Raw genomic sequence first — 13,016 nt, 5'->3', positions numbered from 1 at the left:
GATTTTGATATGATCTAAACTTAAAAGGACTCTCCATCATTAAATCAATAAAGGAAATATTTACATCGGTTTATACGATGAGTCTATTTTTATTGAATTCACATTTTATAAATCCCTCACATAAAGCAGGAAGCGTGAATATATTGCCCATATGAATATAAAGCAAGGGGGATTTTTCATGTATCTACCATACGGTTATCCGCTTAGGCAATACAGTCCGCCCCAAAATTCACTCTCTCAAGGAATGGATCAGCATTGTTTGCCCTCAGCGTTAGAACGCGTAAAAAAGGCTGTTCAAGGGGAAAAAGAAGATGAGCTGTTCTATCAGCACTTAATCGCCATGGCACCGACACAAGAAGCGAAAGACGTGATCGCCACAATAAGGGATGATGAAAGAAAACACAACCAAATGTTTAGACTTATTTACCGTAGTTACACAGGGCAAGATATAGCGCCTTCCGAAGAAGAGACCTTCCAACAACCCGAGAGCTATAGTGAAGGATTAAGAACGGCTTTATTTGGGGAGCTCCGCGCTGTAGAAAACTATCGAAAAATCAAGCAATGCTTATCTGGTTATGTATATCAGCAAATGTTATTCGAAATTATTACAGATGAGCTGAAACACGCCACGAAATATAATTATTTGTTCACATTAGCCAAATTAGGCGGTTGATTTCTGTTCTTTTGCTAGTTAATTTAGAAAATAATAAAAGAGGCCAGTTCTCCATTACTTTAACGTAATGGGAAACTGGCCTATGAAAGAACCTACTCTTATTCAATAGCTGCTGCATACATAATATCAAGCACTTTTCATCTGGATATATAAAGTACGAATCATTCTTATATGAAAGACATTCAAAGATTAACCGTTATTTCCCTTCGATGCTGTTTCTAAAATGGTCGTAGTCAGTCTTAATGTAATGAAATAACTTTGCATTGCCGCCGCGGTCTGGATGAGTGAGTTTTAATAATCCTTTATATGCCGCTGCTACTTCTTTATTATCGGCCATTTTTGAAAGCCCTAACTTTTTATGATTTAATTGAGTAGTAGAGGTGAAATGATACTTATTTCTTTTACTTTCTTTTAATTTTCTCCATTCATTGCGCAGTTCAATATTTTGTTTTAATAAATCCCTTATTTCATTTTGTAATTTATTTACATCATTTTTTAATGCGATAACTTCTCTTTTCAACTGATCACGCTGCTGAAGTACTCCTTTTTTTGCAACCTCATGTAGTTCTTCTATTCCTTTTATATGCTTATCTTGTGCTTGTATTTTTAATTTTAATCGGCGGATGATCTCGTCCGTATTTTGATCCATACGACCATTTGTGAACAGCTTTGAAGGTGTATCATCCATGCTTGACTCGATTTTCCTGTTCCCCTCGGATTTCATCCTGCCCCCGTGCAGCCAGCGTCTAATGGTTTGAATGCCGATACTTTCTGTTACTCCTGCATCCTTTAACAGGTCAAGTACTTGATCTGTGTCGTCAATAATGTATCCGTTTTTTCTATTCCCTTTTCCTCCTTCATATTTAATCTTCCCGTCACGCAGCCATCGTTTAACGGTTTGAATGCTCCTATCTTCTGTTACTCCTGCATCCCTTAACAGCTCAAATGCTTGATCTGTGTTCACAACGTTCCCTCTTTCCCTTTTCCTGTAACGTTATATTAAATAATACGAATAATTAAGCTCATATTTTTAATCGTATCATAGTTACTTTATATACAAAGAACAAACAGATAAAGAATAGATGACAGATATCACAGAAGGATAACGAAACATTATCAATAGTTAAGGCTTTTTTTCATTGTAATCAAGCGAGAAAACTGATATCATTTAATCCAATTGAATATTTACTTATTTCAATATTTTTTTGAAGTAAGGATAGAGGCGCAAAGACCATTAGTACACAATAGGAGGATGAATGAGGTCCAATGACGATTGTGAAAAGGGGAATTTGCCGAAGCTGAAAAGAATCTCATTTCTCTTGAAGCTGGTTCTGTTATTGAATAAATACAGAATTGTCATATAGGAAACTATATGGAGGGCTATCTTACGCGCAGAAATAATTTTTATTACATAATTGTTTCTACTGCAGCAGCGAAGCCCCGTTGCTGCTTTTTTGCGTTAATTACTAATTGCCCTTCTCCCTCTATGTTATAAAAATGATAAAGGATGTGGAGAAGTAATGAATTTCGGACAAATTTTAACTGCAATGGTGACCCCATTTGATCAAAATGGTGAGATTGATTTTAATGCTGCAAAAAACTTAATCAATTATTTAATTGACAACGGAACGGACGGTTTAGTGGTAGCCGGTACAACCGGAGAATCTCCTACGTTAACGACGGAAGAAAAAGTAAAATTGTTCCAATTCGTAGTTGAAGTAGTAAACGGAAGGGTTCCTGTCATCGCTGGTACTGGCTCCAATGACACAAGAGGCTCGATCAGTTTAACGAAGCTTGCGGAAAAAACCGGGGTAGACGGAATTATGCTCGTTGTTCCCTACTATAACAAGCCATCTCAAGAAGGTTTGTATCAACACTTTAAAGCGATTGCTGAATCCACGTCATTACCGGTCATGCTATACAATATACCAGGGCGAAGTGTTGTCAATATGTCTGTTGAGACGGTCGTTCGCCTTGCAAAGATTCCAAATATCGTTTCAATTAAAGACGCAAGCGGCGATTTAGATGCGATGACTGAAATCATCAGCCAAACACCTGAAGATTTTTCATTGTACAGCGGTGATGATGGTTTAACTTTACCAGTGTTATCGATTGGCGGCATAGGAGTGGTCTCGGTTGCTTCTCACATTATTGGGAATGAAATGCAAACGATGATTGAACACTTTAAGAATGGGAAACTTCAAGAGTCTGCTCTAGCCCACCGCAGCCTTCTCCCAATCATCAAAGCACTATTTGCTGCACCAAGTCCATCACCTGTAAAAGCAGCATTAAATCTACACGGAGTCCCTGTTGGCAATGTTCGCTTACCAATCGTTCCTCTAAATGATGAAGAACAAAATGCCTTGCAACAAGCACTGAAATTAGTAGAAAAAGGAAAAAGCGCATAAACAAATAACATTTTTTAAAGATTAGACGTTTTATTATTAAGGATTTAAACATGAACAAAAGTAAGTCATGTTAAATTTGTTTCAAAGAATAAATCAAACGGATTAGGCCCAAAGAAATGCAGGCCTAATCCGTTTTTTGATTTTTTAGAGATTCTTACTTTCTCTTTTTTGTAAACATATATTTTTTCAACATTTCTAGCATATTTTTAACCAACTAAGGAATTCAAAAGAGATTTTGTTGCGGAAATATAGGTCTAAATGTACAATGCATATATCTGAAAATACAGAAAATTCGGAAATTCATCCAAGTGATTCAGGTACTTTAGAAACACATAATTATTTAAAGGGGGGCATTCACTTCGAATGGTTACACTTCTTGTTTTTTGTAAAATAAATAAAATGTCTAGGGGGTAGCTCGATGAGAAAAATTACACTTTTTGCTTTAGTCATGGTTTTCACACTTATTTTAGCGGCTTGTGGGACAAGCCCGACGCAGACGGACAGCGCAAGCAATAATAAGCCAAATAATGAGAGTAATGGATCATCTGGTGAAGGTAAGAAAAAACTAAAGGTTGGAACAGATGCGCATTATCCGCCATTTGAATCAATTGAAAACGGTAAAATTGTAGGATTTGATGCCGATTTATTGGTGGAGCTTGCAAAAGAAACAGGATATGATTATGAATTCGTCAATCTAGGATGGGAACCGTTATTTCTTGAGATTAAAGACGGCATTTCTGACTTTGGATTATCTGCTATTACAATCAGTGAGGACCGGAAGCAAACCTATGATTTTTCAGTTCCTTACTTTCTATCAACAAACAAGATTTTAGTTCCTGAAGGCAGTGATATTAAAAGTATAGCTGACCTAAAAGGCAAAGTAGTAGCCATTCAAAACGGAGCATCCGGACAGGCAGCTATTGACAAAGTTCTTGGGAAAAACAATCCAAATGTTAAAAAATTCGAAAATAATAATCTAGTTATTTTGGAATTGACGAGCGGCGGAGCTGATGCAGCTGTTGCTGACAATGCTACACTCGAAGAGTATGTCAAAAAGAATCCAGATCAAAAACTTGTTGTCGTTGAAGATAAAGAAGGATTTGACAATGAATTTTATGGATTGATGTTCCAAAAAGGCAGCCCACTAAAAGCTGAATTTGATGCAGCTCTTACGAAGCTTATCGAAAACGGGACATATGCCAAAATATATGAGAAATGGTTTGGGGTACAGCCAGATTTAGAAACATTAAAAGAATAGCATTAATAATTAGAGAACTAAAATTGCGTAATTCTAAAAAATTGTATTACGCAATTTTAGTTTAATTAGGGGGTAGGTTAATGGGATTTCGCTTTGATCTCATCGCTGAATACATTCCATTCTTTTTGAAAGGAACTATGTTAACAATCGGATTATCGATTGTAGCGACTTTACTTGGGACATTATTCGGATTAGGAATCGGATTAGGGAAAATGTCAAAGAATAAGCCAATTTCATTTCTTTTTCATTGCTATATTACATTTTTCCGTGGAACCCCTTTATTTGTGCAATTATTTTTAGTTCATTTTGGGGTAGTCCCCCTTTTGATTGGACATACTAATGGGATTTTAGCCACAATTATCGCTCTTTCTTTAAATGCAGGAGCCTATATTGCTGAAATTTTTAGAGCTGGAATCCAGTCTATTGATAAGGGTCAAATGGAAGCATCCCGTTCTTTGGGTATGAATCATGTTCAAGCAATGAAAAATGTTATTTTGCCTCAGGCTTTTAAGAGAATGATCCCGCCTCTTGGGAACGAATTCGTTGTTCTTATTAAAGATTCCTCCCTTGCAGCAATTGTGGCAACACCTGAACTTATGTATTGGGGACGTGCAATGGCTGGTAATTATTTTATTGTCTGGGAGCCGTATATCACAGTCGCACTTATCTATCTTGTGTTAACTACTTCTATGAGTCTTTTATTAAATCGTCTTGAAAGAAGGTTGGCAGTAGAATGATTCAAGTGAAGCATTTAAAAAAATCATTTGGCACGAATGAAATTTTAAAAGATATTAATGTAGCTATTAAACCTCAGGAAGTGGTGGTCGTTATTGGACCATCAGGATCAGGAAAGTCTACATTTTTAAGGTGTTTAAATATGCTTGAATCGATTACAGGCGGACATGTTTTGATCGAAGGCCTTGATTTAACTGACAAGAAAACAGACATTAATAAAGTAAGAACCGAAGTTGGCATGGTCTTTCAGCAATTTAATTTATTTCCACATAAAACCGTAATTGAAAATATCATGCTTGCTCCTATGAAAGTGAGAAATATACCTGCGCAAAAAGCAAAGGAAAAGGGCCTTGAACTTTTACGCAAAGTAGGCCTTGTAGAGAAAGCAAATGTATATCCAGATTCATTGTCCGGCGGGCAGAAGCAGCGTGTCGCTATAGCGAGGGCTCTTGCAATGGAGCCGAAAATAATGCTTTTTGATGAGCCGACCTCGGCACTGGATCCAGAAATGGTCGGGGAAGTGCTAGAAGTAATGAAACAACTAGCTAAAGAAGGGATGACAATGGTCGTTGTAACCCACGAAATGGGCTTTGCTCGTGAAGTTGGTGATCGTGTCTTATTTATGGATGGAGGCTATATAGTTGAAGAAAATCTCCCTAAAGAAATATTTGAAAATCCGCAGGAAGAAAGGACAAAAGCCTTCTTAAGTAAAGTTTTATAAAACATTGGTCCTATCCTTTTTAAAAGAATGAGGCTTTTACGCTGTGTGTCTATCCACAGTGTAAGAGCTTTTCTTTATGACAAAAATATATTACATTGGGAGATAGTGCAGGTGAATTACACCCCACTAAAATAGATACTGTAAACAATAATACTTTTTTCAATGGTTAGCCCTCTTTTATTCCCAATTCTTCCTTTAACGAATAGCGGCGTATTCCCTATTTTATTATCAAAACACTAAAAGCCGGTGCAAAATGCCAATTCGCACCGGCTTTTTAGACAACTATTTTATTTTTTAAAGAACTTTATTATTCATGAACACGTAGATCATCTTCTATTTACTATTCAAAATAAAGCCCCTCTGATGTGCCCGCTGCTATATTTCTTTCCTTACGAGCAATGAACAGCTCTCTACATGCGCCGTCTGTGGAAACATATCCACTGGCTGAATGTATTCAATATTGTAAAGCTGACTCAGCTGATTAATGTCTTTCGCAAGTGTCGACGGGTTGCATGATACGTATACAAAGCGTTTCGGCTTGATCTTTTTGATCGTATCGAGCAGTTTCTGATCGCAGCCTGTGCGCGGCGGGTCAACGATGATGACATCGGGCTTCCATCCTTCTTTCAGCCATTTAGGGAGCCACTGTTCAGCTGTGCCAACTTCGTATACTGTTTTTATTTTCAGTGCTTTGGCGTTTTCTCTTGCGTCTTTAATCGATTCCGGAATAACGTCCATTCCCCGGATTTCTGCGGCACCATCCCCCACCCAGCGGCCGATGGTCCCTGATCCGCAGTACGCATCAACGACTTTTTCCTTCCCTGTCAATTGGGCTGCTTTTTTCACTTCATCGTACAGCTTAACGGTCTGGTCCGGATTGAGCTGAAAGAACGCGCGGGCAGACAATGAATACGTTTGTTCGCCAAGTCGCTCTTCAATCGTTTCGGAACCAGCAAGCGGCAGGCTTTTGTCCCCAAAGATCAACGATGTTTTTTTCGGATTGATGTTATGAATAATCGACTTAACATTCGGAAGGCGCTTTTGGACTTCTTCTACGATGAGCTGCTTTTTCGGCAGTTCGTTCGTGGCGGTAACAATAACGAGCTGGATCTCGCCGGTTGCGACACCGATGCGGGTAACGATTGTCTTGACGATCCCTTTGTTCTTCTTCTCATCATAAATCGAAATGTTGAAATCCTTCAGTATTTGCTTTACTGTGTTGAGTACATCATTCAGTACCGGCTGCTGCACAGCACAGTCCGGAATATCAATCAGTTTGTGCGAATTTAAGCTGTACAAGCCGGCAATGACCTTTCCATCTCGGCTGCCTACTTGAAACTGACTTTTATTGCGGTAAGACCATGGATTTTCCATGCCAATCGTCTCGCGAATATCAAGCGACTCTACTGGCAATTTCGTATGGCGTTCCAGTGATTGAATTAAAATATCGCGTTTCTCTTTTAACTGCTGGCTATAGGTGATGTGCTGCAGCTGGCAGCCGCCGCATTGATCATACACCGGACAAGGCGGAGTCGTACGGTGAGGAGATTTCTTCCGGATTTTTTTAATTTTCCCCTCTGCAAACTTCGGGTGTACTTTCGTTGCTTCTACAACGACTTCTTCTCCCGGCAGTGCACCTGGAACGAAGACAACCTGCCGTTTAAAATACCCGACACCTTCCCCATTAATTCCAATCCTCTTTATTGTCAGCGGAAACGTTTGTTTCAATTTTATTTTCATATTGCTTTCCTGTTTCACTTTGTCACGTCCTCATATTCATGCCTTTATTTCATGCTTTCTTCATAGTATAACGAAAAATGATCAAAAAAACAGGACTGCCGCGGCAGTCCTATGCAGAAATCCGTTTTTGTTTTTTACGGTAATCATCCAGGCTTTCAAAGCGATATCCTTGCTTTTTCAAGTCTTTAATCACCTTCGGAAGTGCCTCAGCGTTATCTTTAGACACAGTATGAAGAAGCAAGATCGCTCCTGGATGGATTTGCTTCATAATGTTGTCGTAAGAGTATTGCCAGCCTTTTTGATTGTTCGTATACCAATCCACAAAAGCAAGAGACCACATCACATGCGTATATCCTTCTTCTTTCGCCATCTTCAGTGTTCTTTCACTGAAAATGCCGCGCGGCGGACGCAGATATTTCATATCCTTTTGTTTCGTCAGCTGCGCTGTTTCCTTTTTAACACGGGCGAGCTCTTCTTTTAATTTTTCATCACTGACTTGTGTCAAATCAGGATGATGCCATGAATGGTTGCCGATAATATGCCCTTCTTTATTCATTCGTTTCACAAGATCAGGCGCGCTTTCTAAGTAATGACCTGTAACGAAAAAAGCGGCGGGCACTTTTTCTTTTTTCAGCGTATCTAAAATACTCGCTGTATAACCATTTTCATATCCATTATCAAACGTTAAATATAATACTTTTTCTTTGGCGCTGCCTTTATAAAAAGCGCCATGTTCATCTAACAGTTTATCCAGCTTTGGTCCCGCTTCTGCCTGCTGACCATTGGATGCTTTTTTTAATCCCCAATGAATCGCCTGATTGGAAACAGCCATAACGGGATAAGTGAAACTAAAGAAAAACAGAGCAGCGAACATTGCATAAATTATCCACTTCATTATCATCTTCCTTTGCTCTTTTCCTTTAGTTTCAGTTTAAAAAAAGAAAATATCCGCGTTTTACGCATGTAGTTTTCACCAAAAATAGCTAATAAACAAACCAATTGACAACAAAAAGCCAAAGAATGTATTCGTCTGGGCCGTCGCCTTCATTGCCAAACCTGTTCTCTTAGGAACACCTTTTCCAGCGAACCCTTTAATAGCCTGAACCGGCTTAGGTATGCTTAAAAATATGAGGAATAACCAAGGGCTGACATCGTCTAAAATCACTAGTCCCACAACCCACACATAAGCGACAGCAAACAAGAATCCCAAGAAATATACAGCCTTTTCGTGCCCCATTAAAATGGCTAATGTTTTTCTTCCGCCTTTTTTATCCTCTTCGATATCTCGAATATTGTTCGAAAGGTTAATGGCACCTACAAGGATAGCGATCGGAATCGAAATCATAATGCTTTGTGTATTCACAACGCCTGTTTGAATAAAAAATGAAATAAGAATAAAGAAGGACCCCATACACAAACCTGAAAATAATTCTCCAAATGGCGTGTAGGCAATCGGCAGAGGACCACCTGTATATAAATAGCCGACAGCCATTCCTCCAAGGCCAACGAGCGCCAGCCACCAGCTGCTGTTCATACAAATGTAAACTCCTAATACAAGAGCCAGACCATAAAAGGCTAATGCCAAATTCAATACGTTCTTTGGCTGCATTCCATGCCGGACAATCGCTCCTCCAATTCCTACAGACTCCTCCGTATCCAAGCCGCGTTTGAAATCGTAATACTCATTAAATAAATTCGTAGCAATCTGAAGCCATAAACAGGCAAAAAGCATCGCTAAAAACAGCCACATATCAATATCCACGTAAAACATTGCTAACACCGTTCCAATTAAAACAGGTACAAAGGAAGCCGTTAATGTATGAGGGCGAGTTAATTGCCACAATATTTTCCCTGTGCTTTGTTTTTCCGATGCACTAGGCTTATTCTTCATATGTTCTTGATTCATTCCTTTCTTCCTCTCAACTCAGATTGATTCTAAACGTTCCGGCGTTGATTTCCAGCCAGACTCGATGATGTTTTACAAAATGATTCTACGCCAATTAAAATGGAAATGCTATTCCATTTGTTTCCCGATTATACAGTGAATCTAAAAAAGAAGGAGCTGTCTCCTCAGGGCCTCCCTTCTCCAACAGCACCTATATATGGTCCTCCTTTACTTAATGGAAGTCCCATATATAAGGTTAGAGGGGTTTGACACTTTCGCCTAAAGACAACTCCTTCCTCATTCATGCAATCATTAGATAAATACAGGCTCTTTAAATTGAGACAGCTTTTCTAATGAAGATTTATCAACGTGCTCATGCAAGCTGTTTCCATGTGAATCCATTGTTACAACAGCTGTAAAATCTTCTACTTGCAGGTGCCACATCGCTTCTGGAATACCGAATTCCATCAAGTCAACACCATCAACGGATTTGATACAATCCGCATAGTATTGTGCCGCCCCGCCAATTGCATTTAAGTAGACACCGCCGTGTTCTTTTAAGGCTGCAAGCGTTTTTGGACCCATTCCGCCTTTACCGATAACTGCACGGATACCGAATTTCTTCATAATATCCCCTTGATAAGGCTCCTCACGAATAGAAGTAGTTGGTCCCGCTGCTTTTACATGCCACTTGCCTTGCTCATCTTTCAGCATAACTGGTCCGCAATGATAAATCACTTGGCCATTTAAATCTACTGGTGCTTCATGATCTGTTAAATATTTATGGATCGCGTCGCGGCCTGTATACATTCTGCCAGTGATTTTAACCACATCTCCTACTTTTAACTCACGGATCTGTTCTTCTGTAATCGGTGCTGTCAGCGTCACTGTACGGCTTTCTGATTGTACTTCTTCTGCTCCTTGATTCGATTGTTGGAAAGTAACCTCTTCGCCATCTTGATACATCCACTCTTGAATTTCACCTGTGTTCGCATCAATTTGCACGCCTAAGCGGCGGAAAGCCCAGCAGTTGTATGCAACAGAAACGAAAAAGCTAGCTGGCAGACGGTTGATTACACCGATTTTACAGCCAAGCAGTGTCGTTTCGCCTCCGAAGCCCATCGTTCCGATGCCAAGCTCATTCGCATGCTTCATCACATATTCTTCTAACTTGCGCAAATCTTCGTTCGGATTCACGTCATCCACACGGCGGAAAAGCTGATCTTTCGCTACTTCATATCCGCTTGTGCGGTCACCACCGATGCCGACACCAATGAACCCTGCGCTGCAGCCTTGTCCTTGGGCCTGATAAACAGAGTGCATGATACACTTACGAATACCGTCTAGGTCACGGCCTGCTTTGCCAAGACCTTCAAGCTCACAAGGAAGGCTGTATTGAATGTTTTTATTTTCACAGCCGCCGCCTTTTAAAATTAAGCGGGCATCAATGTAGTCCTCTTCCCACTGTTCAAATTTAATAACCGGTGTGCCGGCTCCTAAGTTATTGCCGCTGTTTTCGCCTGTTAGCGAATCAACAGAGTTCGGACGCAGTTTTCCGTTTTTCGTTGCTTCTACCAACGCTTCGTAAATCGCTTCTTTAATTTGCAGCTGATTCACTCCGATTGGTGTTTTTACTTTAAATGTCGGCATACCTGTGTCCTGGCAAATTGGAGAAATATTTTCATCGGCCATTTTAATGTTGTTTGTAATCGTATCTAGACTCATTGCTGATCGTGTACCTGCATTTTCACGCTCTTTTGCCGCTTTTACTGTCCGGCGTACATCCTTCGGCAAATTCGTTGATGTTTCTACGATTAATTGATACATACTTTGCTGAAACTTTTCTAAATTCATGATTTGTCCCCTTCTCACTCACTTTATATATATATATCTTTTTATTTCAATACTCCTTATTATAACGCTGAATTTTGTCGTTTTAAAGGGGAACTTGCGCCCAAATAAAGGAACCCGCTTGTTGACAAACGCTCGCTTGCTTCTTTTCTCACCTGTCTGCGGTGCTCATGATCCCATGATCCTTCTGTTCACTCCGCTCCCCGCCAGTCTTCGCGCCTTGAAAGACAAGCGTTTTCAATCAATCTGGGAGCACCTAAAATAGAATGAATTTATTCAAAAAAGAAACCGGTTCTTCAACCGGCTCCTTTGCTCATCTCTGTTTAAATTGTTCACACTTTTCCTCGATGTCATCGATCATTCCAAGAAGACGATCAATGTCTTCTAATTCTGTTTCTTCTGGATCAATGGCATCCAGTACTTCCATAAATATATTCAAACGTTCCTTCAAATAACTGATTTGTGATTCTTTATCATGAATGGCTTTCATACTTGTCGGACACTCCTGTCTATTTTATTTTTGACATCTTCCCAAAAACTGTTTTCATCTTAAAGGATTTAACTCATTCGCTGCAATCATTTTCTTCAATGAAATGGCCAAGCCGACACTTAAAATGAACTTGGATCTTTGCAACTTAGATAGCGATCAACGGCTTCGTTCCTTAAAACAAAAAAAAGAGAGTACTGAAACTGCACCCTCTTCCTTATTCTAAATAAATATAATAATGAAGCAATACCACCGCATGCGCTGTTTTTTAAATTTTGTGTGCCGATGTCACCAATTTATGCACGAGAAACTTCAGAATCGCTATTATAGCTATCGGGCCGATTTATAGCTGAATGATACATGATTTTTAATAGGAATCCATGCGCTAATCGGTTTCGAACTAACGTTTTTAACAACGATAGCCCGTTTCCATCCCGAGACGGCGATATATACCTCTCCATACGTAACAGTTCCTTTTTCATGTACAGCAGGCGCAAATCCATACAAATAACCAGCTGTTTTAGGCGGTACATTGTACACTTCATTCTGCTTTGTCCCTGTACCAATAGCTGTTGAATAAGATAACGGCCAGCCGGTCTTATCGATGGCTTCCTTTAAAATCATCTGCTGGACTTCTTCCGATTTCGGCAGTTTAGCTGACAGGCCGCCTTTTACTACTTTGTGCGCTTCTTGAACGTAATGAATTTGATAATTCGTCTTCCCTGCTCGATTATCGTAAAAGTTTGTGTTAATTTTTTGGTACTGCCAATTGGGGCTTGTTTCTTTTGAATGATAGGCGAGCGGCCATTCACCAAGAAACACCGACATTCTAGTACCGAAAGCGAATGGAGACTTTTTAATCGCTGATTCATTCAGCATTCGGATGAGCGTAGGGTTCGTAATCTTCGTCTGAGTCGTGCTTAACAGCTCTTTCGTCAATTCACTCGCTTGTAATTCAGATAGCTCTGCCTCTTCATTTAAATAAGTGTTTTCGCGTGTAATGTCTTGAACCGAAGCAGGCATTTTCTCATTGAACGTATCTTCTTGCTTCTTTTCAGCAAAAGCAAACTGTGGATTTCCCGTATATATAAGAGCAATAAGTATGCCCAAAAACAAGTGAGTCCATTTCATCAGATCCTATCCTCCTCGTTTCTTTTTCTTAGTTTGCTCCTGCCTTTTCAACTTATCCATGCAACAGCAAAAAAGCTGCAGCAAGCCAATGACTTGTGCAGCTTTTTCTATTTGTCCAGCTTGAGCA

12 protein-coding genes and 1 riboswitch are annotated in these 13,016 nt (G+C 39.6%); of the genes, 5 read left to right on the top strand and 7 right to left on the bottom strand.

Features of this window, described 5'->3' with window-relative positions; genetic code table 11:
• Window positions 1–178 precede the first annotated feature (178 nt).
• Window positions 179–673: a ferritin-like domain-containing protein gene (locus tag QYG89_RS10925; RefSeq protein WP_404317154.1), complete on the top strand. Its 495-nt coding sequence runs from the start codon at window positions 179–181 to the stop codon at window positions 671–673.
• Between the two features lie 196 nt (window positions 674–869).
• On the opposite strand, the gene QYG89_RS10920 is transcribed toward QYG89_RS10925, so the two are convergent.
• A complete protein-coding gene (locus QYG89_RS10920; protein WP_404317152.1) occupies window positions 870–1,637 on the bottom strand; it encodes a hypothetical protein in 768 nt (255 codons plus the stop codon).
• 245 nt (window positions 1,638–1,882) lie between these two features.
• Window positions 1,883–2,064: riboswitch (Lysine riboswitch) on the top strand.
• 129 nt (window positions 2,065–2,193) lie between these two features.
• Between QYG89_RS10920 and dapA the strand changes: the two genes are divergently transcribed.
• From dapA to QYG89_RS10900, 4 genes are all read left to right on the top strand, one after another.
• Complete coding sequence (dapA, locus tag QYG89_RS10915) at window positions 2,194–3,081, top strand: 4-hydroxy-tetrahydrodipicolinate synthase (RefSeq protein ID WP_404317149.1); 888 nt, start codon at window positions 2,194–2,196, stop codon at window positions 3,079–3,081.
• Window positions 3,082–3,499: 418 nt separating this feature from the next.
• The gene (locus tag QYG89_RS10910) at window positions 3,500–4,339 is read left to right on the top strand and encodes a basic amino acid ABC transporter substrate-binding protein (RefSeq protein WP_404317147.1); all 840 of its coding nucleotides are present in this window, start codon (window positions 3,500–3,502) and stop codon (window positions 4,337–4,339) included.
• Window positions 4,340–4,419: 80 nt separating this feature from the next.
• The gene (locus tag QYG89_RS10905; protein ID WP_404317145.1) at window positions 4,420–5,076 is read left to right on the top strand and encodes an amino acid ABC transporter permease; all 657 of its coding nucleotides are present in this window, start codon (window positions 4,420–4,422) and stop codon (window positions 5,074–5,076) included.
• Complete coding sequence (locus tag QYG89_RS10900) at window positions 5,073–5,795, top strand: amino acid ABC transporter ATP-binding protein (protein ID WP_404317143.1); 723 nt, start codon at window positions 5,073–5,075, stop codon at window positions 5,793–5,795. Before QYG89_RS10905 ends, QYG89_RS10900 begins: the two co-directional genes overlap by 4 nt.
• 375 nt (window positions 5,796–6,170) lie before the next feature.
• Here the strand turns inward: QYG89_RS10900 and rlmD are convergent, their stop codons facing one another.
• The 6 genes from rlmD to QYG89_RS10870 all read right to left on the bottom strand — a co-directional run bounded on the left by rlmD (window position 6,171) and on the right by QYG89_RS10870 (window position 12,889).
• Window positions 6,171–7,535 carry a 23S rRNA (uracil(1939)-C(5))-methyltransferase RlmD gene (gene rlmD, locus QYG89_RS10895; RefSeq protein WP_404317217.1) on the bottom strand — a complete coding sequence of 455 codons (1,365 nt, stop codon included), beginning with the start codon at window positions 7,533–7,535 and terminating at the stop codon, window positions 6,171–6,173.
• Between the two features lie 109 nt (window positions 7,536–7,644).
• Window positions 7,645–8,430: a delta-lactam-biosynthetic de-N-acetylase gene (gene pdaA / locus QYG89_RS10890; protein ID WP_404317141.1), complete on the bottom strand. Its 786-nt coding sequence runs from the start codon at window positions 8,428–8,430 to the stop codon at window positions 7,645–7,647.
• Window positions 8,431–8,505: 75 nt separating this feature from the next.
• Window positions 8,506–9,441, bottom strand: coding sequence for a 1,4-dihydroxy-2-naphthoate polyprenyltransferase (locus QYG89_RS10885; protein ID WP_404317139.1), 936 nt, complete (start codon window positions 9,439–9,441; stop codon window positions 8,506–8,508).
• A gap of 291 nt (window positions 9,442–9,732) precedes the next feature.
• Entirely contained in the window at window positions 9,733–11,274 is a 1,542-nt protein-coding gene (locus QYG89_RS10880) for a fumarate hydratase (RefSeq protein WP_404317137.1), read from the bottom strand.
• Window positions 11,275–11,584: 310 nt separating this feature from the next.
• Complete coding sequence (locus QYG89_RS10875) at window positions 11,585–11,761, bottom strand: SE1561 family protein (protein WP_404317135.1); 177 nt, start codon at window positions 11,759–11,761, stop codon at window positions 11,585–11,587.
• A gap of 327 nt (window positions 11,762–12,088) precedes the next feature.
• Window positions 12,089–12,889, bottom strand: coding sequence for a YfkD family protein (locus QYG89_RS10870; protein WP_404317133.1), 801 nt, complete (start codon window positions 12,887–12,889; stop codon window positions 12,089–12,091).
• Window positions 12,890–13,016: the final 127 nt, after the last annotated feature.

This window comes from Bacillus lumedeiriae, from assembly GCF_044891285.1.
In the GTDB taxonomy this organism is placed as follows: domain Bacteria; phylum Bacillota; class Bacilli; order Bacillales; family Domibacillaceae; genus Pseudobacillus; species Pseudobacillus lumedeiriae.
The sequence above is the reverse complement of the archived record's forward strand: the minus strand, read 5'-3'. Positions and strand labels throughout refer to the sequence as shown.